Origin of the sequence: Methanobrevibacter ruminantium M1 (assembly GCF_000024185.1) — an archaeon.
GTDB lineage: Archaea > Methanobacteriota > Methanobacteria > Methanobacteriales > Methanobacteriaceae > Methanobrevibacter > Methanobrevibacter ruminantium.
The window spans coordinates 1,929,021-1,955,181 of record NC_013790.1; the positions used below are offsets into that span (position 1 = coordinate 1,929,021).

General features: G+C 31.4%; 25 protein-coding genes. All 25 read right to left on the reverse strand.

Features of this window, described 5'->3' with window-relative positions; all coding sequences use genetic code 11:
• Nucleotides 1-58: 58 nt before the first annotated feature.
• Nucleotides 59-1,219: an ATPase gene (locus tag MRU_RS07375; RefSeq protein WP_012956274.1), complete on the reverse strand. Its 1,161-nt coding sequence runs from the start codon at nt 1,217-1,219 to the stop codon at nt 59-61.
• A gap of 153 nt (nt 1,220-1,372) precedes the next feature.
• Nucleotides 1,373-2,791, reverse strand: coding sequence for an argininosuccinate lyase (gene argH / locus MRU_RS07380; protein WP_012956275.1), 1,419 nt, complete (start codon nt 2,789-2,791; stop codon nt 1,373-1,375).
• A 467-nt stretch (nt 2,792-3,258) separates the two neighbouring features.
• A complete protein-coding gene (locus MRU_RS07385) occupies nt 3,259-3,417 on the reverse strand; it encodes a 30S ribosomal protein S27ae (protein WP_012956276.1) in 159 nt (52 codons plus the stop codon).
• Between the two features lie 23 nt (nt 3,418-3,440).
• A complete protein-coding gene (locus tag MRU_RS07390) occupies nt 3,441-3,755 on the reverse strand; it encodes a 30S ribosomal protein S24e (protein WP_012956277.1) in 315 nt (104 codons plus the stop codon).
• A gap of 144 nt (nt 3,756-3,899) precedes the next feature.
• Nucleotides 3,900-4,400, reverse strand: a complete 501-nt coding sequence (locus tag MRU_RS07395) for a GTP-dependent dephospho-CoA kinase family protein (protein ID WP_012956278.1) — start codon at nt 4,398-4,400, stop codon at nt 3,900-3,902.
• A 480-nt stretch (nt 4,401-4,880) separates the two neighbouring features.
• Entirely contained in the window at nt 4,881-5,711 is an 831-nt protein-coding gene (locus MRU_RS07400; protein WP_012956279.1) for a DUF4013 domain-containing protein, read from the reverse strand.
• Between the two features lie 422 nt (nt 5,712-6,133).
• A complete protein-coding gene (gene spt4, locus MRU_RS07405; RefSeq protein ID WP_012956280.1) occupies nt 6,134-6,316 on the reverse strand; it encodes a transcription elongation factor subunit Spt4 in 183 nt (60 codons plus the stop codon).
• Nucleotides 6,316-6,885: a DNA-directed RNA polymerase gene (locus MRU_RS07410; RefSeq protein ID WP_012956281.1), complete on the reverse strand. Its 570-nt coding sequence runs from the start codon at nt 6,883-6,885 to the stop codon at nt 6,316-6,318. The genes spt4 and MRU_RS07410 overlap by 1 nt, the downstream gene beginning before the upstream one ends.
• A gap of 269 nt (nt 6,886-7,154) precedes the next feature.
• The gene (locus MRU_RS07415; protein ID WP_012956282.1) at nt 7,155-7,556 is read right to left on the reverse strand and encodes a type II toxin-antitoxin system VapC family toxin; all 402 of its coding nucleotides are present in this window, start codon (nt 7,554-7,556) and stop codon (nt 7,155-7,157) included.
• An 88-nt stretch (nt 7,557-7,644) separates the two neighbouring features.
• Nucleotides 7,645-8,868, reverse strand: coding sequence for a translation initiation factor IF-2 subunit gamma (locus tag MRU_RS07420; protein ID WP_012956283.1), 1,224 nt, complete (start codon nt 8,866-8,868; stop codon nt 7,645-7,647).
• Between the two features lie 539 nt (nt 8,869-9,407).
• Nucleotides 9,408-9,797: a 30S ribosomal protein S6e gene (locus MRU_RS07425; RefSeq protein WP_012956284.1), complete on the reverse strand. Its 390-nt coding sequence runs from the start codon at nt 9,795-9,797 to the stop codon at nt 9,408-9,410.
• 188 nt (nt 9,798-9,985) lie between these two features.
• Nucleotides 9,986-11,776, reverse strand: coding sequence for a translation initiation factor IF-2 (gene infB / locus MRU_RS07430; RefSeq protein WP_012956285.1), 1,791 nt, complete (start codon nt 11,774-11,776; stop codon nt 9,986-9,988).
• 186 nt (nt 11,777-11,962) lie between these two features.
• A complete protein-coding gene (ndk, locus tag MRU_RS07435; RefSeq protein WP_012956286.1) occupies nt 11,963-12,415 on the reverse strand; it encodes a nucleoside-diphosphate kinase in 453 nt (150 codons plus the stop codon).
• The gene (locus tag MRU_RS07440) at nt 12,412-12,573 is read right to left on the reverse strand and encodes a 50S ribosomal protein L24e (protein ID WP_012956287.1); all 162 of its coding nucleotides are present in this window, start codon (nt 12,571-12,573) and stop codon (nt 12,412-12,414) included. The genes ndk and MRU_RS07440 overlap by 4 nt, the downstream gene beginning before the upstream one ends.
• Before the next feature lie 40 nt (nt 12,574-12,613).
• Complete coding sequence (locus MRU_RS07445; RefSeq protein ID WP_012956288.1) at nt 12,614-12,820, reverse strand: 30S ribosomal protein S28e; 207 nt, start codon at nt 12,818-12,820, stop codon at nt 12,614-12,616.
• A 38-nt stretch (nt 12,821-12,858) separates the two neighbouring features.
• Nucleotides 12,859-13,248 (reverse strand): 50S ribosomal protein L7Ae, encoded by a 390-nt coding sequence (rpl7ae, locus tag MRU_RS07450; protein ID WP_394296001.1) that lies wholly within the window; start codon nt 13,246-13,248, stop codon nt 12,859-12,861.
• Between the two features lie 912 nt (nt 13,249-14,160).
• Nucleotides 14,161-14,358, reverse strand: coding sequence for a histone family protein (locus MRU_RS07455; protein ID WP_012956290.1), 198 nt, complete (start codon nt 14,356-14,358; stop codon nt 14,161-14,163).
• A 746-nt stretch (nt 14,359-15,104) separates the two neighbouring features.
• Nucleotides 15,105-16,301, reverse strand: a complete 1,197-nt coding sequence (thrC, locus tag MRU_RS07460; protein WP_012956291.1) for a threonine synthase — start codon at nt 16,299-16,301, stop codon at nt 15,105-15,107.
• Nucleotides 16,302-16,605: 304 nt separating this feature from the next.
• The gene (locus MRU_RS07465) at nt 16,606-17,307 is read right to left on the reverse strand and encodes a stage II sporulation protein M (RefSeq protein ID WP_012956292.1); all 702 of its coding nucleotides are present in this window, start codon (nt 17,305-17,307) and stop codon (nt 16,606-16,608) included.
• Nucleotides 17,308-17,443: 136 nt separating this feature from the next.
• Nucleotides 17,444-18,535 carry a tryptophan--tRNA ligase gene (locus tag MRU_RS07470; RefSeq protein WP_012956293.1) on the reverse strand — a complete coding sequence of 364 codons (1,092 nt, stop codon included), beginning with the start codon at nt 18,533-18,535 and terminating at the stop codon, nt 17,444-17,446.
• Between the two features lie 236 nt (nt 18,536-18,771).
• A complete protein-coding gene (gene endA, locus MRU_RS07475; RefSeq protein WP_012956294.1) occupies nt 18,772-19,287 on the reverse strand; it encodes a tRNA-intron lyase in 516 nt (171 codons plus the stop codon).
• A 420-nt stretch (nt 19,288-19,707) separates the two neighbouring features.
• Nucleotides 19,708-20,361 carry a metal-dependent transcriptional regulator gene (locus MRU_RS07480; RefSeq protein WP_012956295.1) on the reverse strand — a complete coding sequence of 218 codons (654 nt, stop codon included), beginning with the start codon at nt 20,359-20,361 and terminating at the stop codon, nt 19,708-19,710.
• 246 nt (nt 20,362-20,607) lie between these two features.
• Entirely contained in the window at nt 20,608-22,056 is a 1,449-nt protein-coding gene (locus tag MRU_RS11225; RefSeq protein ID WP_012956296.1) for a transglutaminase domain-containing protein, read from the reverse strand.
• Nucleotides 22,057-22,067: 11 nt separating this feature from the next.
• On the reverse strand, nt 22,068-22,313 hold the full coding sequence (locus MRU_RS07490; protein ID WP_143714324.1) for a hypothetical protein: 246 nt from the start codon (nt 22,311-22,313) through the stop codon (nt 22,068-22,070).
• 494 nt (nt 22,314-22,807) lie between these two features.
• Entirely contained in the window at nt 22,808-25,819 is a 3,012-nt protein-coding gene (locus tag MRU_RS07495) for an Ig-like domain repeat protein (RefSeq protein ID WP_048812472.1), read from the reverse strand.
• Nucleotides 25,820-26,161: the final 342 nt, after the last annotated feature.

The window sequence follows — 26,161 nt, forward strand, 5'->3', positions numbered from 1 at the left end:
TTTATTTTAAATTTTCAATAATAATTATTCTAACTTTTATAAAAGTTCTAAATTAATCCTAATCAGTTTTATAAAAACTCCAAATTAAATCTAAAGCTTCACCAGGCTCTAAAGCACTTGAACGAGTTTCCCTTAGGATTCTTTGAATGGAATACTTCTTCATATGTGGAAACTTCTTATGAACCTCATACAATAAAGGGCATCCGAATCCCTTAAATTTATTTAATTCATAATGGCTTGTTAGAGCTTTATTCTCCAATTTGGAAACAGCTAGTGCAGCCGGTAGATTAAGTCTAATAAGTTTATGATTGATGGAATCTTCTAATTCAGTATTGAATGAATCTTCTAAATCTGAAGAAACTGAATCTTCTAAATCTTGAGAAACTGAATCTTCAGAGTTTTCACCATAAAACTGCTCAGTTATGCATTGACTGCCAGTTGACAGCATATCTCCAAATATAACCATAGGAATATCATTATCTACAGCATATTTAAATAAAGTTTCCTCTATTCTTTTTGAACACCTTCCGCAAGGATGGAATCTCCCTGCAAGTGAATCTTCAATTATATCATCATAAGCCACTGGAATATATTCATGCTTTACATCCAGCTTGCTTGTTAACTTGTCAATATTATATTTGAATTGATTTGGAAGCACGATAGTTCCAGGATCTACAGTAACAGCTATAGGATTAAATCCTAATTTTTTTGCAAGTATCAATGAAAAGCTACTATCTGTCCCTCCAGATAAGGCTACAATTGCAACAGGTTTCTCTGCTTCGAAATACGAATAAGGGCCATTTTCCAAATCATCAAAATAGGACTTAAAGTCAAATGAATACAAATTATCCGATTTGATAGTTAATAAATCGATTAGATTGTATAATGAAAGCTTAACATCATCGCTTAAATCTTCTGTTGTGACAAAGCTTTTTAGCTTATTTAAGGACAGTCCCATCCTATATTCCTTTGTCAAAAAGTCTGAATAGCTTTCCACATGAATGCTATTTATTTGAAGCTCTTCTCTAAGTCTTCCAACAACCCATCCTCCTTTTCCAATAACTGCAGACTTATCCGGACGGTCATTGGTGATTATCCACATCTCATTAGTTTCAATATTATATAAAACCTCTTTGATTTCTATATTAACCTCTTCATGACCTATCTCACGCCTTATTCGATTAATATGACTTAAAAGAGCACTAACATCATAAACCATCTTTTCACCGAAAATTTAAGCTTAGAAAATAATGAACTTGAATAGTTTACTTTCCAATAAATAAATGCCTTGATTTTTAAATAAATGTCAAAAAATCATTATCTAACCAGATACCTTGATTTTTAAATTAAATGTCTAAAAATCATTATCTAATCAGATGCCTTGTTTTTCAAACTCCACATCTAAAAATATATTCATATTGTCAATAGCCAATTGAACCATTTCAGGAGAAGGTCCTCCAGGAACATTTCTTATCTTAACGTTTTCAATTGGATTTAAGGCATTGTGAATCAAATCATCATCTAAATTCAATTTATCAAATCCAAGCTCATCTGCCACATTGTCAACATAAGCTCCATCGATTTCACTTGGATTCAATCCTTCAGCAACTGCCTCATTTACAATTCTTCCCACAATCTTATGTGCTGTCCTGAATGGTATCTTCCTTTCCCTAACCATAATGTCTGCTAAGTCTGTTGCTGTTGCAAAGTTTGCACCTGCAAGCTCTAAGCATCTTTCAGTATTGAATGTGACAGTTAAAAGCATATGATTTGTGATTTTTAATGTATCATAGGCCACATCACAGGCATTCCATAAATGAGGAGTGATTTCCTGCAAATCCCTATTATAAGTGTATGGGATGGCCTTAAGAATGGTTAGGATTGTCATAAGCTCTCCGTTTACTATTGCACATTTGGATCTTGCAACTTCAGCAACGTCCGGATTTTTCTTTTGAGGCATGATTGAGGAAGTTGATGAGTATTCATCAGCCATTGAGACTATTCCAAACTCATATGTGCTCCAAAGGACAAGCTCTTCACATATCTTTGATAGGGTTGTGCACAGTGCAGTAAGGTCGAAAACGGCCTCTGCAATATGGTCTCTTGATGATACACCATCCATGGAGTTTTCAAGATAATCATCAAAGCCTAAGAGCCTTGTTGTAAGTTCTCTGTCTATTGGAAAACTTGTGGTTGCCATTGCAGCTGAGCCGAGAGGATTTAGATTGACCCTTTTATAGGTGTCATCCAATCTTTGGTAGTCCCTTTTTAAGGCCTGAGCATGCGCCATAAGGTGATGGGCCAATGTAATTGGCTGAGCATGCTGCAAATGGGTGTATCCGATCATTACAGTTTCCTTATGTTCCTTTGCAAGCTCCAGTATTCCTTCAATGAATTCAAGTATTGCAATTTGTATTTCGCTGATTCTATCCCTTAAAAGAAGCCTTATGTCTGTAGCCACCTGATCGTTTCTGCTTTTTGCAGTGTGCATAAAGCCAGCTTCAGGACCTACAAGCTTTGTAACATAGTTTTCAACAGCCATATGAACGTCTTCAACGGAATGGTCAAATTCAAGGGCATCAAAGCCCTCTTCACTAAGCTTATCCAATGCATCAAGAATCTTATCAGCTATTTCGCTATCAATGATTCCTTGAGCTTTAAGCATGGATGTATGAGCGTAATTGCAGCGAATGTCTGCATCAAAGATAAATCTGTCAAATTCCAATGAAGATGTGTATACCGCAGCTTCATCAGTCATTTCCTTTTCAAGTCTTCCAGTTCTAATTTTCAAAATATCAACTCTAAATGCATATTTTAATTAATAAATCTAAATTTAAAATTTTTTCAAAAATTGAAGTTTTATATACGTTTTAAATTAAATAAGTCTTAAGAACTTTTTTTATAAATTAGTTTTAAAACTTTCATATATAATTAAATTTTAGTTTTAATAATTTATATAAATATCTAATATATGGAAAAATTCTTATGAGAATAGTTTTTTAAAAAATTAGAATAAAAATAGTTAAAATAATAATTCAAAAAGAATAAAATAAGCGAATAGATTGAAAATAATAATAAAAATTAGTAAAAATAAAGAAATAAGTAAAAAATGTTAATAAAAGAGTAAAAAAAGTAAAAATCTAAAGAAATAAGTAAAAAATGTTAATAAAAGAGTAAAAAAAGTAAAAATCTAAAGAAATAAGTAAAAAATGTTAATAAAAGAGTAAAAAAAGTAAAAATCTAAAGAAAAGAATAAATCTATTCTTTAGTTTTCATTTCAGTGTATCCACATTTACCACAAGCGTATCTGTCACCGTGGTCAGCCATGAATACGCCTTCAGAGCAACGAGGACAGAATGGGTTTTTTCTTACGATTTTGTCCCCTTCTACAGTGTATAATTCTTTTTTAGTAGCCATATTAATATCCTCCTAAAAATCATCTATTCCGCTTCATCTTCTTCTTCAGCAGGAGCTTCTGGTTCTTTGTTTTTAGCAATTACGCTTGGTTTTTCCACATCTAATAAGGATGCTTCTCTTCCGTATACTTTAGCGTATCCTGTTGCTTTAGGTTCACCATATCCTGGTTGAATATTGTCTACTACGATTAATTCTTTTTTAGTGTCAAGTAAAGCAACTAATTTGCTTTTAACATCTAAAAGTTTAGGAGTTGCTTCTCCTTCATATAAGCAGTTAAATTTAACTTCTGTTCTGTCAAATAAAATATTTTCTTTCTTTTCAGTAATTTCAATTTCCATTATAAAACCTCTTTTTGGTTTTGGTAAATTTATATATTCATAATTGTGAACTTAAAAAGCTTTAAAAATTCATACTAATAAAATTTGAGCTTTAAAAGTTCTAAGACAAAAGCTTAACTCTCGGATTGACAAAAAGTTTTTAAACTATTCCTTATTGAAGAAAGTCATGAGTCTGGTAGCCTTGTCTTTAGCTTCAAAAACATTAACAAAGACCAAGCCTTCGTTTGGCTGGCCGTATAATATAACAGCATCCTCAGGTGCGATTAATAAGCATGGAAGAACTGCAAGATCTTCTTCCCCTTTAACTTCAATAATGCGAGTGTCCTCATCTTCAAGTATTGAAGAAATAGCTAACTCTATGGTTTCCCATAGGTCTTCAGTAATGGTACCTGCAGGATTGTCCGCCTTTAGAATGTTTTCTGTACGAATAATATCATGATTATGATCTTTACGTTGAATACGATTGTCAATAATCCCTAAATTAGGATATAAATCGTTATCAAGAAGATTTTTAATAGTCTGATCACCAACAGAGATTAGAAAACTAGCCTCCTTTATCATAGGAATTGCATCTTCAAAATCAGGATACAGTACTCCTAATGGTTTTTTAAATTCATCTATTGAATTCTCATCTATTCTAAACAAGTTCTAACCTCAATCAATAAATCAAAATAATAATATTTTTTATTAGTCTTAATAAAACAAAATAAGAGATTTTAATAATCTTAATGGTTTATTAAGTAAAATTATTATTATACTTTAATATATATTTATTTTAAAATATATAAAGTTTAGGATTAAGGCAGTTTTAAAAAGAGAATAAAATAAGCAATGTGGGAAAATGAATTTTTCAAATAAATGCAAATTATCCAAAAGCAAATGAAAAAATAGGCTAAAAAAAATAGAAAAAATAAAGAAAAAATAGGACTAAAAAAATAAAAAAAATAAAGAAAAAATAGGACTAAAAAAATAAAAAAAATAAAAGAAAAAATAGGCTAAAAAAATAAAAAAAATAAAGAAAAAATAGGCTAAAAAAATAAAAAAAATAAAGAAAAAATAGGCTATAAAAAATAAAGAAAAAAATAAAAAAATGAATAATTTAAGATTATTCATTTAAAAATAGATCTATCCATTATATCCTTCTGCTTTAGTATACAATAAACCAAGTGACCTGTTTACCAACAAGAAAATAAATGGAGCAAAAAGCAAATTAAGCAATATAATTCCAATATATGGAATAGCTGCAATCAAGCCCATAACAATGGATATGGCAAATATGATAAGGAACAATATAATATACCATAGAATATAAGTTCCCAAACCGATTGCCTTAATGTCGTTGATGATTGCCTTGAAGTTTATTCCTTCATTGAAGCTGTCATATTTAGCTAATCTGCAAAGGCCAATGTTGTAAAGAAGACCAAATATAATGTATAAAATAATTGCAACAATTGCAGTAATGAATAAGCTAGTAAGGAAAGTTGCAATATATTCCTGAGGAATTGCATTTATCAATTCTGCTGGTGTATTTAGATTGGATAAAAGCTCCTGATTTTCACCGATAAACCTAAAGATATTAAGTATTGCGTCAACTCCTCCAGTCAATAAAGCAACAAAAATTGTAATTATTGTAGGAATAATATAGTAAAGTATTTTCAATACCCATACCTTAACGCCGTCAATGAAATTTTTCATAATGTCAAAAGCAGGCATTGATACATTGAAGTCAACTGCATCCTTAATTACAGCCAATGAATAGCCGTCCATGAATAATGAAACTACAAAAGAAATCAATGCAAAGATAATTATTAACTGAAAATCGACATCTACTCCAAAACTTGATAGAACATTTGGAAACTTGCTTATTGTTAGCAATACTCCAAGAATAATTAATGTAACTATATTGCTGAGAGGATAAACCAAAGCTTCCTTAAATAAATCTGTTAAATATCCCATTTTTATAATCCTCCTATATTTTTATAAAAATATCTTTTAAAGAATCAGTTAAATAAATTTTTTCATTATTAAAAACCTAAAAATTATCCTAACTTAATAATAAATAGATTTTTTCATTATTAAAAACCTAATAATTAATCTCAATAAAAAAGATACCTAAATATAATTTTATATCTTTTATAGATATAAATTTTATGTTTAAATTATTAAATAAGATAAAATAGTATATTTTATAAAAAAGAATTGAATCCAACAAATTAAAGATAATGAAAAATAGATAAAAATAGATAAAAAATTAAAAGAAGTTAATAAATCAAAAAAAAATAATTAAAATAGTTAAAAATTAAAAAAAGAAAAAAAGATAGTTAAAATAGTTAAAAACGAATAAACTAAGTAAAAAGTAAAAAAAGCAAGAAAAACAATTATCTTACTCTTAATGCATATTCTCCTGCTTTTTTTATACCTAACTCGCGAGCAATGTCTGAATTTTCAGGATCTGTAATGATTAAAAGCCCACTCCAATTTGTAGAAGTAGGATTCTTACACTCAGGACATTGTTGCTTTTCAGTTAATAAATTGCAATGTGTACAAGCTTGTAAAGCCATTATTCCACCTTAGCCATTTTCTTTTCAAGAGCTTTTGCCTTTTCCTTTTCAATCCATTCAAACTTACCTAAATTAGGCTGTCTCATTGTAAGACCAATCTTAGATTCTTGAACGGTTTTTCCTTTAAGACTTAAAGTAACGATTCTAGCTCTGACTCTGTCTCCTTCAGTAAGGATCTTTTTAGATTCCTTAGCTATAAGAGAAGCGTTTCTAGGATCATAATTTATATAATCATCAGTTACTTGTGATACATGAACAAGACCATCCATAGGTCCGATTCTTACAAATGCACCAAATTCAGCTATATCAATAACTTCTCCTTCAACGACTTCCTGTTGTTCAGGCTTAAAGAAGATAGCGTTAAAGATAACATTGTGGTAAGCAGCTCCATCACCCATAATGAGAACTCCTTCACCCATTTCTTCAATGCTGGTAACACCGACTATTAAACCTAAATTCTTATCAAGCTGACCGTTGTAGGACTCATTTAAAGTTTCAATAGCTACATCTTCAAGAGGTTCACCAAATCTGTGTGGTGGAATTCTTACAGTTCCCTCAATAGTTGTCATGTAATACAAAATAATCCCTCATATATCGATATTTTTAAATTGAATAAATATAATTAAGTTTTTGAATGTTTTAATTGAATAAATAAATATAAATCTTTGAATGTTTTTATTGAATAAATAAATATTAAATTTTGGATATTTAATTAAAGTAATAATTAATTAAATTATAATGATACTATTATTTAAAGTTAATGAAAAACTTAAAATTTTTAATGTAAAACTTAAATAAATGAACTCGAATAAATTAAATCCAAATAATTTAAGCAAATTCAAGCCAAATAACCATCTACAGCAAGATATTTCTTTTGTCTTAAAAAGACCAAAGCGATTCCATTCTTTTTAGCTTTTTTCTTTAAGACTATGTCATTTGTAGCCAATACCTTAGAAATTCTAATTAAAGCATCATCTACAGATTCTCCATCATTTAAAGAAACATTCCTAATTTCTATCTCATCAGATTGGGCTATTCTTAATCCCAAACCTGCTGCTAATCTGACTTTTCCTTTATTGTTATTTTTTAAGCCCTTAAGCTCATCAATAACAAATGTGGTTGTCACCAATTTATAATTAGGCAATACCCTTTTAAATTCTTCAATGATGTCCACATTGAATTGGAAAGGAATCATGAAAAAGTTAGTATCAATAAAAACTTCTCTTGATTCAGATTTCATAATAACATCCTGCTTATAGATATCTAATGAATTGAACGATTGTCTGATTTCAATAGCATTAATACTGTTAATTTAGCATATAGAAAATCTATTGAATGATACCAAAACCAATCAATCTCCAACGTGCGCCGACCCTACGGGATAAAGCAACCCTATCACCCTTGTCTGCACAGACAGGCAATTTCAAATCAACGCTAATGTTCTTTTTAACACTGGTAACAATACCAACAGTGGTTGTTGTACCACAGTTAATCATTAAAAGCTCCTTAAGCTTGATTGGGTCAACATCCCTTTCTTCCTTAGTACCGACAACACGTTCCAAAAGTTCTGTTTTCATATCAAAGCTATGCAATACGTCAGGCAAGGTGCCTTCCATACCTGCAACAGAACCGGATAATGAATCTGCCTTAGTCAATGCAGGGTCAAGCTTGGTAGCAACTCCAATGAGACCTCCAGGTCCCACTTCCTCTACAGCCTCTCCTCCTGCTTGAAGACCAATGATTTCAGAACTTAAGCTGATCCACTTATTCTGCTTGTTTTCCTTAACATTGATTCCAGGCCTGATTTCAATGGTGTCCCCAATTTTAAGAGTACCTTGAGTCAAACTACCTCCGATTACTCCACCTTTAATCTTATCTGGATGGGAACCAGGCTTATTAATGTCAAAAGATCTGGCCACATGCATCCTTGCAGGTTTATCTAAGTCCTTTTCAGGAGTGACGATTGTTTCATCAATAGCCTTAATAAGAATATCAATATTTGCTCCTTGCTGAGCTGAAACTGGAATAATCGGTGCATCTTCAGCACAAGTGCCTTTTACAAATTCCTTAATTTCTTTGTAACTTTCAATAGCCCTTTCTCTAGGAACAATATCAACCTTATTTTGAACTACAACTACATCTTTTACGCCAATAACGTCAAGAGCCATTAGATGCTCTTTTGTTTGTGGCTGTGGGCACTCTTCATTAGCAGCAATAACTAAAACAGCACCATCCATAATTGCAGCACCAGATAACATAGTAGCCATTAAGGTTTCGTGTCCTGGAGCGTCTACAAATGATACTTTTTTAATAAGCTCTGTTTCGCTGCCACAATGTTCACAGACTTCTTTAGTAGTGTAGCATAAAGGTTCTTCACAATTTGGACATTTTCTAAATTCAATATCAGCATATCCTAAACGAATGGATATTCCTCTTTTTGTTTCTTCACTGTGAGTATCTGTCCATACACCAGACAATGCTTTAGTAAGAGTTGTTTTACCGTGATCGACATGGCCCACCAGTCCTATGTTAACATCAGATTGTACTTTCACAGATTACACCTTTATCTTTTTTAAACGAATAAAATAATAATGAATAATATTGAATTATAAATCTATAAAACGATTTTTAATATTTTAACTTATAATTCCATGATAATTTCTAATATATATTAATTGTAATTCCAATGGATTTTTACAATTTTAATTTCATATAAATACATGTTTCTCATAATTCTAAATGATTATGCTTACTTTTGACTAAAAAGATATTTTTAGTTGTTTTACATTTTTATAATTCAATATTAGTATAAAAATGAAATAATAATAAAATATTTTTAATAAAAAATCTTTAATGTTTGACAATTTTTTAAATGATAAACTTAAACGTAAAACGTTTAAATTAAGTAAATCAATCAAAATATTGATTTTAAATAAATAATTTTAGCTAATTAGTTTAAAGAACAAATAACTAATCGAATCAATAAATAATTTTAAATAAAATTTAAAAAAATGAAAAATAATAAAGAATGAAAAATAATAATGAAAATTAATTTCATTAATTAGTATTTTTCATATTCAAAGCTACCTGATTATTCTTCTGCTTCCTCTTCTTCTTCAGGATTTAAGATTTCAGGTATGGATTTGCTACCTGCTTTGGTAACAATAGTGTTGATTTGAACGATGTCTTCGGAAATAGTGTTTCCTCTGACAGTTTTTCTTCTTTTAACACCATCAACTTTAGGGTTGTAGCCGACTCCACCAGTTAAAAGACTTTTGATTCTTCTAGGACCATCAACGTCTCTTTTCATAGCAAAACCGTTTTTGTCACTACCACCAGTGATTTTTAAAGTATAGCCATCTAATCCTACAATTTGACCATCAAATTCTTCGCCAATGGTTAAACCGTTTAATTGTTTAGCTTCTTCAACTTCTAATTGATAGCTTAATTCTTTTTCAGATACAACAATTTTAAATGCCAATAAAATTCCTCCTTTCAATTTTTAGGAATTTAATCTTCCATAAATCTCTAGATTTATTCTATTAAATATGATAAATTCTTGAATAAATAATTATTAACTATTACTACAGTCTTAAGAACCATAACTCATCTAAAGAACCATAACTCGTCTTAAGGACCATAACTATCGATTTAAGGTCCGATTTCGATTTAATACTCGAAAAGACCTAATTTACCCCAATCACTATCTCGCTTGCGCTTGATTTCAACGATCTCATCTAGGGCTAAAAATTCATCCTCAGTTAGCTTGTCTTTAAATTCACGTTCTAGGACCTTAAAGTGCTTTTCTGGAATGTCCACATATAATGAGTCTCCCTCTTCAAAGTCCTTACCCGCCACTGCATCGTTTATGGCCATAGCAACCCTTTGACCTCTTGGCATTGCCTGTAAGGTTTCACCCTTATCTTCCATACTTGCAACAACACCAACATAGTCGCCATTTGCATCCATCAATGAATATCCAGTCTTGATTGTACCGGCTTCCACTTCAATACCACATATGGCAGGCTTGCTTTGACGGAATATAAGCTTTGGAAGAATCATGATCTTAGCAGGCTTGATGATTGCATCGAGCCATTGCTTTTTCTGAGCTTCCTTACGTTCCTCTATCCAAGCCTCATAATCCTCTGTTATCTGATAGATAACATCGCCGGCAAAGAGCTTTACGCCAGAATTCTTCAGGTCATCCTCAGCCTTTGGATGAACCTTTACATTGAATGCGATTATTACGCCATATTCCTCATTTTCATCCATTGCGATTGATGCGTTGATGACATCCCTCTTGCTGATGTCTCCGATTTCAGCAGATCTGATTGGCAAGTCCATCTCCTTAAGCAAATGAACAACCGCTTCAAGGGAACCTAAGGTATCAGCCTTGACAAGTATTCCCTCATCGTCAGTGTCGACAGTGATGTCTTCCAATTCCTTCAAGAGTTCAGCTTCCACATCCTCCTGGTCGCTTAATACCCTAAGGGGAGAGCCGGAAACAACATCATCAAGGTTTGGAGCTGCAATCTTAATACCTGCAGCTGCAACGACTTCATCGACCTTTTTAAACTTGTTTTTGGAATCTCTCATCTCTTCAAGAGGCAAAGGCCTTAAGATAGAACGGATTTTAGTTGTGACAACATTGTTTGCATCCATCAATGCAATCTCATCACCATCGCGGATTACTCCGTCATAGATAATGCTGTCAACTGTAATTCCAAGTCCCACTTCTTCCTTAACTTCCAAAACAGTTCCTTTTGCAGGGGCATCTTCGCTTATTTCCAATTGCTGTGTAAGGTATTGCTGAGCAAGACCAAGCAATAATGCTATAAGCTCAATGACTCCCTCACCTGATTTTGCACAGATTGGCACAATGGATATCTGGCTTGCAAAGTCAGTTACGTGGTCGAATCTTTCAGATTGGAAACCTTCCTCATGAAGCTTGCCCATAAGCTCATAAATCTTCAAGTCCAAATCAGACTTGATTCTTGGAGCCTGTTTATTATAGCTTTCCATAAAGGAAGCTCCTTCATGAGTTTCCCAACCAAAGAGCCTGTCAATCTTATTTGCAACAACAATGAATGGAGTCTTATACATCTTTAGGATATTGATTGCCTCATATGTTTGAGGCTTGAAGCCCTCATTGATGTCAACAATCAAAATGGCCAAATCAGCCAATGCTCCTCCTCTCTTACGAAGTGAGGTGAATGCAGCATGTCCAGGAGTATCTACAAAAAACAATCCCGGAATTGTATCTTTAATTGCTAGTTTTGAAATAAATTCTCCACATATTTCGTTAATTGTATCAATAGGTATTTCAGTAGCTCCAATATGCTGAGTAATACCACCAGCTTCCCTATCAGCTACAGTACTACCTCTAATATAATCTAATAATGTGGTCTTACCATGGTCTACATGGCCTAAAACAGATACAATTGGTGATCTAATCTTCATGTTTACTCCTTACTAAAATTGATTTAAAAACAATAATTTAAATTTGAATGAATTTGAATGTCTCTCAAGACAGTCATTATAGTATAATTAATTTATTCATAAATCCAAGCCCAAAAGACATGAAATGAATATAATTTATTTATTCATAAATCCAAGCCCAAAAGACATGAAATGAATATAATTTATTTATTCATAAATCCAAGCGTTATCAGACATAGAATAATCACAAATTTCTTCTTCATCAAAGAAGAGTGCGATTTCTCTTGCAGCAGATTCAGGTGCGTCGGATGCGTGGATAATGTTTCTTCCAGTATCCATACCGAAGTCTCCTCTAATGGTGCCGATATCTGCTTCCTTAGGATTAGTTGCTCCTACCATTTTTCTGATTACAGAAATAGCGTCGTCTCCTTCAATAACCATGGTTAAAGCTGGAGAAGAAGTGATATATTCAACTAAACCGCCAAAGAATGGTTTTTCCTTGTGTTCACCATGATGTTCTTTAGCTAAATCTTCATCAATTTGTCTTAATTTCATAGCAACGATTTTGAGACCTTTATCTTCAAAACGGCTTAAAATTTGACCCATCAAACGTCTAGATACCGCATCAGGTTTCATCATAACAAAGCTTCTTTCAATCATTGTTTAACCCATTTTACTTTTCTTGGTACTCTGCCAAGTTTTATCATATTCTTTTCACATTTACTACTACAGAAGAAATAGATTGTACCATCTCTTTTCACATACATCTTTCCAGTACCTTCTTCTATTTCTTTACCACAGAATGAACAAGTTCTCATGTTAAAACACCTTCTTAATAAGCATTAATAACTTACGTTATTAAGGAGTTCTAATCTCCTTAGCTTCTCTAATTGTGTCGAGTAACATTAAAATATCGCCTTCACGTACAGGGCCCATGATATTTCTTGTTAAAATTCTTCCTTTGTCTCTTCCTTCGAGAATCCTGCATTTTACTTGCATGATTTCTCCAGTCATACCAGTTCTGTGTAGAACTTCTATAACTTCAGCTGGACTTCCTTCTTCCATATTATCACCTATTAGTTAAAGATAATAAATCGAAGGACTTATTCTTTAAGTTCTGCTACTTTTTCAACAACTTCTTCTACTAAGTCAGCAGCGTCTCCAGCATCGACAATACAAGCGGAAGCAGTTCCAACACTTAAACCAGCAGCTGCACCAACTTTATCTTTGGTAGCTAAGTATACGTAAGGAATTTCTTTTTCTTCTGCAAGAACAGGAATGTGAGCAACGATTTCAGCAGGATCTACATCTTCTGCGATAACGACTAAAGCTGCGTTTCCTCTTTCGATAAATTTGGTTACTTCGTTAGTTCCTTTTGCTACTTTACCAGTATTTTGTGCTACTTCTAAAGCTTCTTCTGCTTTGTTAGCGATTTCTTCAGGTGTGTCAAATTTTACATAAATGTTTGCCATATAATTTACCTCCTTTTTCATCTGGCTTTTGCCATCCATCGGCAAATATTATAACTGTATAAGTTATGAATTTAATTTGTTAATAAAATACAATTATAATAATTAAAACAGTAATTGTTAATTTTAAAATAAAATTACCTTAAGCGTAGAAATAAGATTCCTTAGCTTAAAAATATAAATTCATATATTCAAGATAGAACAAATAAAATTTATTATTTTAATAATTAAAGCAATTACAGCAAAAAAATCCAGTAAAAAATAATCAAAATAAAATAATCAAAATATACAATAATTATAAAATAATGAAATATTCTCATTAATTATAGATAAAACTTATTTAAGATATTGGATTTTTAAAAAATTATAAGAAATTAATTATAATCATTTAAATCAAATAAATAAGAATCTCATAAAAAATTGCAATAAAATATTCAATTATAATCACAGATTTAAAGTTTTAATCTATAACTCTAAATATTATATCCATATCACTAAATAATAAAGCCTAAAGCAAATTTAAAAAAGATATTTGTTTTAGTTTAATATTTTCAATGAATATTATTAGTTTAAGTAAAATTAGCTAATAATATAAAATTTTTCAATTTAGTATTAATGAAATAAATTCTAGAGAACTAGACATTATATTGTTTTGTTTATTATAGTATATAAATGTTGCCAAGAAAACTAGTTTTTAAAATTAAAAAACTAATGATTAAAGATCAAAGAGCATACAGCCTGAGAAATTAAATCAATAAAAATAGTCTGATTAAAAAAAATAAAAAAATAAAAAAAAGAATTAAAAATTATCAAAAAGATAATTTTTAAAAAGTATTGCTCTAAAGAGCAATGTTTTATTCTCTATATTCCGAATAAGATAAGATAAAAGTAAAAACTTAAATCAGATCTTTACAAAAAAAAACTTAAGTAGAAAATCTATTTAATAGCTAATTTGATGTCTTCAGCTTTTACAGTTTTTCTACCAGCGTGGCGTGCGAAGTTAACTGCTTTTTGAGCAATTTCGTTACCGTATTCTTCAATTGCTTCAGCTAATTCTTCTTTAGCTGCGTCAGCTACTCTTTCAGCACCAGCGTTTTTTAATATTCTTCCTATAGGAGCGATTGGTAATTCCATATTTAACACCTCAAATTTTTATAATAATAATTGTATATTTTTTAATATATAAATATATCGGTTAAAATGCTTAAAATTTGATATTATATACACTATACTTATAATAGTTTATAAAATTAGTAAACAATTTTTCAAATCAAATCTTAACAAAAAATATAAAAAATATCCAAATTTCATAAAAAATTATTTTATCAAATTAAAAAATATTGAAAAATATAAAAAAAATAAAAGATTAAAAGAAAAATATCGAAAATATTACAAAAACAACTAATTAAAAAAGGTTTTGATAATCACGAACATTTAAAAAATTTTATAAAACAGAGCTTTAGAACCCATAGAAAAGAGTTTAACGAATAATTATAAGTTTATAATAAAAACCAACCTTAAAATAAACACATATGATTAAATAAATAGCAATAAATAATTGAAAATCATAAAAATTAACTAATTTGTAATGAATAAAACAAATAAAAATTAATAATTATTTAAAATAAAAATCAAAAAATTATTAAAAAAATCAGATAAAAATAAGCATAAAATCATAAAATAAATAAAAATTAATTAATTAAAATAAGTTTTAATTTCAATGATTTTAATTTAAAAAAAAAATTAAATTTTAAATATAAAAAAATGTAAAAAAAGAATAAAATTTAACAGATAAAGAAAAAAAAGAGTCGGGACTACTCCCAACTAGAGATAAAAATTTTGGTCCAGCTTTTGCGACCCGAAGGGTCGGAAAAGGTGGGCTATTTATTAAGCAAAATCTCCTTAATCTTATCAATGTCTGCATCCACTTGAACAGGATCAACACATGCATCGATTGCAGTGTTAGGGTCTTTAAGCAAGTGTCCGGTTACGACACATACAACTCTTTCTCCCTTATCGACATCTCCTTGTTCAACTAGCTTTTTAAGACCTGCAATGGAAGCAGCAGAAGCAGGTTCCACACCTACGCCTTCAGTCCTTGCAAGCAATTTCTGTGCAGCCAAGATTTCTTCATCAGTTACGGTTTCAGCCATACCATTGGAATCATAGATTGCTCTTAAAGCCTTAACAGCACTTACAGGAGCTCCAATACGGATAGCAGTTGCAATGGTTTCAGGGTTTTCAACAGGAACCATATCCATAGTATTATCCCTATAAGCGTTAGCAATAGGACAAGCTCCTTCAGCTTGAATACCAGTCATCATTGGAACGTCATCCATGAATCCTGCATTATGGAATTCGGTTATTCCTTTCCAGATAGCTGAAATGTTTCCTGCATTTCCAACAGGCAATACAATCCTATCAGGAGATTCCCAACCTAAATCATGTACGATTTCATAACCGATGGTCTTTTGACCTTCTAATCTGAATGGGTTGATTGAATTGAGTAAGTATAAGTATTTTTCACGGGCAAGCTGAGTCATAGCTTCCAAAGCCTCATCAAAGTTTCCATTGATAGAGAACACTTCTGCACCGTGGAACATAGCCTGTGCCAATTTACCAAGAGCCACTTTACCTGCAGGTAAAAATACAGCACATCTAAGTCCCGCTCTTGCAGCATAAGCAGCAAGGGAAGCTGAGGTGTTTCCAGTGGAAGCGCAACCTACAGTATCCACACCAAGCATCATTGCTTTAGTCATACCGATAGTCATTCCTCTGTCCTTAAAACTGCCGGTAGGGTTGGATCCTTCCACTTTAACATATAAGTCAATGCCAAGTTCCTTGCCTAATTTTTCACATCTGCAGAATGGAGTTCCTCCTTCATCTAAGGAAACCCTTTTATCTGCATCAACAGGCAAGCATTCTTTATATTTCCATAAGTTATCTCTTCTGCCTTCAAAGGTGGATTTAGGAACATCGACTTCCATTTCCACTTCTAAAACAGACCCGCATTTTTTACAGTTGTAGATAACTTCATCATCTTCGTATTCTTCTCCACAAGACACACATCTAATCATGTTATCACATAAATTAATTCTTTAATCTAATCTTTTAAATTAATATAAAATTATAGTAAGTTGAAATTATAATATTAATATACATTATATAGATATATTTATTATAGTATAAAAACTTATATTAAATTTTTACAAAATTTCCCACATTTGTAAATTTAATTGAAAAAAATATATTAAATTTTTACAAAATTTCCCACATTTGTAAATTTAATTGAAAAAAATATATTAAATTTTTACAAAATTTCCCACATTTGTAAATTTAATTGAAAAAAAAAGTAGAAAAGGATAAAATTATAAAAGAATATTAAATCAGGCTTATCCCAAACAAGGAGCAAATCCAATATGCAAAAGGAATGGTAATATTTGCCTCAATGAATGCTGCAATTATAAGAAGAATTACAGATACGCAAAGCAATATAAAAGATTCCTTAATTCTATGACCATGCTTTTTAAAAGAGGATTTAAATCTTTGTCCCACAGTTATTTTAGCATCGCTAAAGTAAGGATCAAATATATCAGTATAGGAGTAATCAGGATATATCACATTATACAAGAAGTTCAGCACAAATGATAGAATCACAAATCCTCCTGTTGTTGCAATAATGATTGCTGAAATCTCAAATATTCCATGAGGAAGAGTTAAAAGAACATAGCGTGTCAATTCAAAGTTTGCACCATAAAATCCAATAAATAATCCATTGTTTGCTAAAACGACAATTCCTAAAATAGCCCCAAGGGCAGATAATGCATATAGAATTATAGCCACTTCAACATTATTTGCAAATAGGGACTTTGTTGATAAAGTCACAGTTCCATTTCTAATGTTTTCCTCAAAGGTATCAACCATAGGCTGAATGTATGGAGTTATCTGATCTGAATAGAAATATCCTACAAACATAGGAATAATGAAAATAAGAGCAGAAACGATTAAAAAGTATTTATTATGAGCAAATGCTAGTTTAATCTCCTCTTTAATCTTATTCTTGTAATATTTAAAGTCTTCCATCTAATCCAACCCATATAACTAAAATATCAATATTAAAAATATCTTAAATTAAAAAAAAATCAACAAATGTTCTAAATTCGAAATAAGAATTAGGATTGATAAAAATCAATCCAATAAAATTCCATTAATTAAGCCATTAATCCAATAGAGATTCAGCAATATCTAAAGACTCTTCTTGTTTAACCTTCAAGTCTTCAAAGAAGTCTTTCATAAGCTCTGCTGTATGAACCTTACAATGTCCACACATCAATTCTCCATTTATGCATTCTTCCCTAATCTTATCCAACTCCTTATCATCATCAATCAGATGATAGACAAGCATCTCATAGATAACACATTCATCAGGCCTTCCGCCTAATTCCTTCTGTTCATCAAGTGTCTCTCTTCCTCCGGTCTTAGAAGATTTGACCTTTTTCTCTGCCTGCTTTGGAGTTTCATTCAAGTAAATTGCAGTATTCGGCTTGCTGCTTGACATCTTATCTCCTGTAAGGCCAGTTAGGAACCTGTGATAAGTGGAAGCTGGAGCTAAAAATCCATATTCCTCATTCATCTTAGCAGCAATGTCCCTTGTAAGCCTAAGATGAGGATCCTGGTCAACACCTACAGGTACAACAACCTGCTTAGGACCTCCAAACTCTTCAGTCTGAGGAAGCAAAATGTCTGCAACCTGCACTAAAGGAACATATAAGTGTGCAATGTTTGTGCTTTCATTAAATCCATAGATGGCATGCATATTATTGAAATTAACCTTTTTAGCCAACTTAAATGTCAAGTCATTCAATGTCTTGTTTTGTGACTGTAGATAGACATTCACATTATCTGCAGTCAAGTCAAGGCCCAATGCAATGTAATTTTTTAAATATTCATTTATTGCAATGTCCTTTGCCTGATTGAAGCTTATTCCCCTTGCAGCATATGATTCCATATCTGCAATTGATAAGGATAAGCTTGCTCCTTTTTTAAAATACCAATTGAGCTGGTCTATAACCATCTTATGACCTATATGCATTTGGCCACTTGGCATCATACCAGTCATAACTGCAAAATCCTTGCCTCCATTGATTAAAGGAACTAACTTGTCAAAATCACGATGTCCAAAGATAACTCCCCTTTTCATAAGCCTTGCAGGATCTTCAATGCTATCCAAAACTTCTTCAAATTTTTTTATACCGAATTGATTTACTAATTTATCATAATCTAGTGAAAATGATGCCCATGGATCAATCAAAAAATCACCTTAAAATATATCCTTTTCTTTAAATTAAATAATTGATAAATATTATTATATGTTTATTGTGTTATGTGTTAAATTATTTGTTGTGTATTTAATTAAATTCATATGAAATTAATTACTATTTTTTACTGCATTAGAGTTTATGCTCTTAAAAATATATAACTTTATATTAAAAAAACATTGCCTTTAGAATTTTTCATTATTTGCATCTTCTAAAGAATGAAAGTTATTTACGGACGTGTCCATTCAATATTATAATAAGTCACATCAAAGTCATCATCTACAACTGCAAGCAATAATTTCTTATTGACTCCATGTGAAACCCTTACATAGCTTGCAAAGTCTAAGACATTTACTTCATTTGCCTCATACAAGACCTTTACAAGAAAATCAGAGTGTGATTTGCCAGGGCCGGTTCCCCTTTCATATAATCTGAATTCAGAGCCGTATTTAAATCCTGTCTTTATAATATAGCCTCTATTTTTTAAATCCCTATAAACCAAGTATTTTCCATAAAGATCTTGGTCTTTTATCATGTCAATGATATAATCCAATTGACATTTTTCATCATCTTCATAAATATCCAAACGTCCGCTTTCCATTAGATAGGAAGCTTCCATAAGAGAAAGCTCTAAACAGTCTTCAGACAGTTTACCGAACTGGCTTTTTTGATTAAGTGAAATAGCTCTTTCGTTTCCTTCTCCAATTTTGACTGTAACTATTCCATCAGATAAATCTCCACGCATTTAAACACCTAATAAAATCTATAATAATAAAAGTTTAATTTGATAAATAATTTAAAAATAATTATTTTAGTTTAATTTGAAAATGAGTTATTATAAATATAATTTTCATTCTTTTTATAATTATTTAATTAATAATTTAAATAAGTTTTGTGTATAATTCTAAAAAAGATGTTCATTGCAAATAAATAAAAGTTAATAAAAATAAGTTATATGATAAAAATATTGAAAAAAAATAGTAGAATAGAAATAGTAGAATAGAAATAGTAGAATAGAAATAGCTGAATAGAAGTTAAAAATTAATAAATTTAAAAATTAATAAATAAAAGAAAAAATAAGTAAAATAGAAAATAACAGATTATCTAATTATAACTATTTATAAAAATATTATCTGCTAAGTTTCTAGAAAGATTTACAGTGGAATCATTTACTGTGATAGAATAAAAAATTAGGGCTTTCAGATTCCTCTATTTTAACTTTGCTACCAACGGTGATGCCCACTCTAACACATTGGGCTAAAGCATCATCACTGCCTCTTATAAACAATACCTCACCCTCATCTCCTTTAGACAATTGTGAAATTGAGAAAAGATTAAAGTCCCTCTCTTCAATGTCATCAAAATCAAGGTGGTCATTCAAGCAATCTTCACAGCTTTCAAAGTTAAAGTCACATGCAGGGATGATATTATCATCTGGACAAGTGTCTGGATGCTCCAGCATATGGCAGATAGCCCTTTCAGCCTCATCAGATAATGAATGTTCCATAGCGCATGCCTGAGCATGGAGGTTCTCATCCTTAATGTTTAAGACATCCTTCAAGAACTTTTCAAGGATTCTGTGTTTTCTTGTAATCTTTTGAGCAATCTTATTACCTTCAGCAGTTAAAAAAGCTCCCTTATAAGGGACATAGTCAATATATCCTATATCCTCTAATTTCTTAAGCATTTGAGTAACACTACCTGGAGCTATTCCTAATTCCTTTGATAAAGTGGTAGTGGATACATATGAATCTTTACTTCCAAATTTGTAGAGAGTTTCTAAATATTCTTCAATATTTTCACTAATTTCACGAGCCATGAAGACACCTATTAAAACTATAAAATTAAACAAAATATGTTTTTTATAATCCAAATTAAACCAATGAATCTTACAAATTTAATATAAAAAATATATTTGCAATGTTTAAAGTATATCTTATATTATATTTAATTAAGTAACTATATAAAGTTTTGGATAGCCTAAACTTTTAAAGGATAAATAAAATCTTAAATTGGATTAAATTCGATAAAAAAAGATAAAGACCCCAATTTAAATTAAAAAACACTAGAATGGCAGATTGCGGAAGTTATAATCTTTCTTATTAGTTTTTGTATCCCAATTTTCAATATGGCCTAGGGTATTCCTGCTGCTTGTGGCATCTGCAGAGTACCAAGTGCCTCCCACATAAATCTGAGCCCATACATGCCCTGAACGAAGACCTGAACCAAAAACACAGTACTTTGAATTGGAATATCTTGCTGGAATTCCAGATGCCCTGCAAAGAGCAACCACCAGATTAGCATGATCACAGCAGTTCCCAGACTTTGTCTTTAATGTTTTAGTGGCTCCCTTTCTTGTATTGTAATAATATTGATAATCCAAATTATCCCTTACATAATTATAGATGGCCACTGCCTTTTCAAAATTGGTCTTGTACTTTTTAGTGATGGATTTTGCAGTGCTCTTTATTAGGCTGGTGACTGTGGCATATCCTCCGCCAGTGAGATATATCTTAGCTGAAGCAGAGCTTTTTACATTCAAAAGCCTTTTGTATTGGCCTGAAGGATCTACAACATTCAAATCAGTGTAATTGCTTACTGGACCATAAACCCCATCGGTGTTGAAATAATAATTTATTCTATATTCTCCCCTTTCCAAATCAATATTTATGGAAGCTGCACCTTTGGAATTAGTTGTTTTATTATATTCCTTTCCATCCACAATAAATCTTAGGGTGCGATTTGATAGAATCTTTCCATCAGCTCCCTTTAAGGTAACTGTGAATGTTGATTTTCTTAAAAGGGCATAGCAATTTGGCTGGGTGAAAGCCCTTTTATAAACAGGAATATTCTTGCTTAAGCTAGATCCATAGTAATATACACGATTTGAAAAATTACAGGATATTGAATAGGTCTTTTGCTGATTTGGTAGTTTTACCTTTGCAATACCCTCTGAATCTGTTGTTGCAGTATAATTCTTATTATCAATGCTTATAAGAACCTTCTGATTGGATACAGGCTCCCCGCAACTTGTAATCTTAAATGAAAAGTTCTCTCCAAGATAGCCATATGACTGTAATGAGCTGATTTCAGTGTCTTTATAAACGGATACTGTAGAAGATAAAGTGCTGGAAGGATTATGATTTCCATCACCTTCAAATGAAGCATAAACAGTATATGGACCAGGATATGAGAAATCCATAAAAATATAAGCGATTCCATTTTCATCAGTTCGAACGGTACCTCCAACGAATTCAATTGAAGAATCTATGTTAAAAATAAGATCAACATAAGGTATAGGATTTCCGTTGCCATCAACAAGCTTTATAAAATATTTTTCTTCAGTTCCGTTTACTTTTAAGTTTTTATCATTGAGCAAAATCAGACGAGAATCTTTTGAATTGGCTTTTTGATTAGAATTAGAATTAGAATTTGAAATAGAATTAGAATTTAATTGATTGGAATTTAATTGATTGGAATTTAATTCATTAGAACTTAAACTATTAGAACTCAAATTATTTGAGCTTAATTTATTAAAATGATTATTCTTTTCAATTTCCAGATTAAGGAATCCCCTTCTAAAATATCACTATAATCAACATAATTATTGGAATAATCATAATTATTTAGATTATTAAAATCATCAAAATTATTTAAATCTGCATATAAATCTGCATTTAAATCTAAATTAGAATCAATACCTAAATTAGAATCAATATCTAAATTAGAATCATCTATAGAACTGTCTGCTGAAACAGAAGATATAGACAATAATAATATCAATAATGCTGATAAAAATAAAAGTTTAGTTCTAATATTAACACCAACTATCAAATTCTTAAAAGATTTATAAAAACTCCAAGTTCTAGACATTAAATAAAATTTAAAATTTTAACTAAATCATTGTTATTAATAAAATATTTAATAATTAATACTATAAAAAATTATCCAAATAGAGAAAACAATATTATAAATTAAAAAAAAATAATAAAATCTAAAATCAAACAATAAAAGATTCAAAAACTGAATAAAAATAAAACCTAAAATAGAACAAAAAAAAGATTCAAAAACTGAATAAAAATAAAACCTAAAATAGAACAAAAAAAAAGATTCAAAAACTGAATAAAAATAAAGCCTAAAATAGAACAAAAAAAAAGATTCAAAAACTGAATAAAAATAAAGCCTAAAAATCGAATAATAAAAGATTTAAAAAAATAAAAAAAAGTTTGATGGGGTTAAAAACCCCCTAAAAATAATTTTAAGCACTAGAAAGGAACAGCAGCATACTGCTTCATACTATGATAGGAATTTGTATTCCAATTTACAATATTTCCTAAACTATTTCTTACGCTAGTGGCATCTGCTGAATACCATACGCCATCAACAAGGATTTGAGCCCATACGTGTCCTGTAACCAATCCGCTGGAGAAGGTACATCCTTGAGCATGTGAATACCTTGCAGGAATGCCTGCTGCCCTACAAAGAGCAACAACCAAACTGGCTTGGTCCACACAATTACCAGATCCAGAGCTTAAGGTACCGTCTGCACCTTTCCTACTGTCTGAATAATAGCTGTATGAAATGTCATCCCTTACAAAATTATATATTGCAAGAGCCTTGGTTGCAGTTGAATTCAATCCTTTGGTTAGCTGAGCAGCAACATTCTTAATGTTTGTTGTGATTGTTGACTGGCCAGTACCTACCAAATAGGCTGAAAGGTTGCTGACAGTGTTCTTCTCATTCAATCCAACCTTGAATTGGTTCATATTAGCATTGATCTTGCTGTTGATTGTCACATTAGTTGCAACATCTGGAACAACACCGATAGCTGAGCTTTGGAAAGTACAATAGGTAGGCAAATAATTATTGGTCTTATAGAAAGCTAGAATCTTTGCAAATGCAAAGGTGTAAAGCTTGAATTCAGCCTTTCCTACAGATTTTCCATTGCTGTTGTAGACTGTAGCGAAAGTTGGAGTAATCTTATCAGATTCCACAAATGAAATGACCCTATTGGTTAGGTTCATATATTGAGCCCTATAGACTGTAGTGTCCAAATAATCTCCAGTAGAATTGCTGCTTGCAACGCTTTTAAGGGAGATATAATTAGAGTTGCTTGCATTTATATTATGAATGGCCTTAGCCATGACATAGGAGAATTGTGAAAGGGTCAATTGGGTGCCTGCAACTGTAACGGTATTAGGCAACGCCTTATTCTTTGTGACATAAGTCTTGACATTCTCAGCAGCTGTTTCAATGTCATTCAAGAAGAATCTGGAAGAGCTGTTTGAAATAGTTACTGTGTTTGTAAGCTTTGACGCCTTATAGGCTGATGTGCCTGCATATGAAGTAGTTATGGAATATTTGCCACCTGCTAAATTGAGGGTCAATGAAGCAACACCCTTTGAATTAGTGGTCCTAGTGTAGCTGGAACTTGAAAGGGCAAATGTAATCTTCTGGTTAGCCAAAGCATTACCGCTGCTATCAGTTAAAGTAACTGAATAGTCATCTCCTCTTATAACGGAAGTGCTTGCTGCCTTAAGGCTTGTAGCCTTAACGGTAACTGCAGGAGTTGAACTTCCAGATCCGCTGGAGTTTGAAGATCCGCTTGAACTGTTAGTGGAGCTTGAACTGTTAGTGGAACTGGAGCTATTGCTTGAGCTTGAACCATTGGACGCCTTGAATACAGAACTGTCAAAGCTGCAGTAATTAGGTAAATACTTATTGGTCTTATGGAAATCCAAAATCTTTGCAAATGCAAATGTGTAAAGGTTAAATCCTGCATTTCCTAAGGAAGCGCCATTGGCATTATAAACAGTACCATAAGCAGCAGGAACCTTATTCTTGTCTATATAGTTATAGACCCTTTTGGATAAGTCCACATATTGGGCCTTATAGACTGTAGCGTTTAATGAATTGGAAGCTGATGCCCCATTATAGATGCCGCTTGGAAGAGTTATGGCATTAGTATTATTGGAATTAAGATTTACAATGGCTTTTGACATCAAGTATGAAAACTCTGAGATTTTCAAGTTAGTTCCGCCAACGCTTACAGTTGTAGGCACTGCCTTATTCTTATTTACATAAGCCTTTAGGTTAGTGGCGGCAGCTTCTATTTTTGCAATGGAGAAAGTCTTGCTGTTTGTACTTGGATTTGTAACAGAGAGACTTACTGTTGAGCTTGAAGCCTTATAATTGGAAGAGCCGGCATAAGAGCAGACTATTGAATATTTTTTCCCTGCAGCTAAATTGATTGCAATTGAAGCCACACCATTTGAGTTTGTGGTTCTGCTGTAGGACTTGCCTGATATCTTTATGGCGACCTTTTGGTTTGCCAATCCCTTGCCGCTTCCATCAACCAAGGTAAATGAATAGCTATTTCCCTTAACGATTGAAGTTCCGCTAGGCTTTATGCTTGTATCTCCTTTTTGAACAGTAACAGTTGCTGATACCTTGGAAGAGAGATAATTTGCAGAGCCAGCATAGGATGCAGTCAAGGTAAATTTCTTACCTGCAGCCAAATTGATTGCAATTGAAGCCACACCTTTAGAATCGGTGGTTCTGGTATAATTCTTTCCAAGGATATTTAAGGTCACCTTCTGACTGGATAATGCCTTTCCATTTCCATCAGTCAAGGTCACTGAATAAGCATTTCCTTTTTTAACGGTTGATCCACCTGTATTGATTTTAGTGGACATTAAATTAACTGTCAAAGCTACAGATAGCTTTGATGAAGCATAGTTTTCAGTGCCTGCATATAAGCAAGCTATGTTATACTTTCCTTTGGCTAAATTAATGTTAATGGAAGCCACACCTTTAGAATCGGTGGTCCTAGTGTAATTTTTGCCAAGGATGTTAAAAGTCACTTTCTGACTAGCTAAAACCTTACCATTACTATCAGTTAAAGTAACATAATATGGATTGCCCCTATAGACGGAGCTTCCACTGCCTTTAAGAGTGGTTTTAGTTTTAGTACTAGCTTGAAGAGAAGATGAAGACAATTGATTTTTAGAATCCTTTACAATTTCGGATTCTGTATCTTCATTATTATTAGTACTTAAAACTTCATTTTCGAAATTAACATTACTTGAACTAGCATTGTTAGAAAGATCTGAATCATCTGCAGCAATTGAACTAGATGCACTTGAACTAGCTACAGAATCATCTCCAGAGTTTGCTACTAAATAATCATTTGAAATGCTAGAATCTGATAAGTCACTTGAAGAACTTGCTTCATCAATATCAATAGCAGATACAGAGGATATTAATACAAATCCCATTAATAAAACTGCTAAAAGCAATGTAAGATTCTTAATTGAAATTTTTTCACCTCACTTTTTTTCAAAATAATTGAAAAAATTAAAGAAAATATATATTCTTAATAATATATAGTATATTTTTTTATTTTTCTATAATTTGAATAAATTTGTAGATATTTTTTATGATTCTTTTAAAAGAATTCTTAAATAATTCTAAAAAAAATATTTAAAAAATACTTTTTAAAATCGCTATAAAAAAAATCCAAAAACAAAATTCATTCCATTTACTTAATCAAATTAAGAAGAATGCCTTTTTGATTAAATAAAATTTAATTATTTTGAATTATTTACAAATTTGAAATA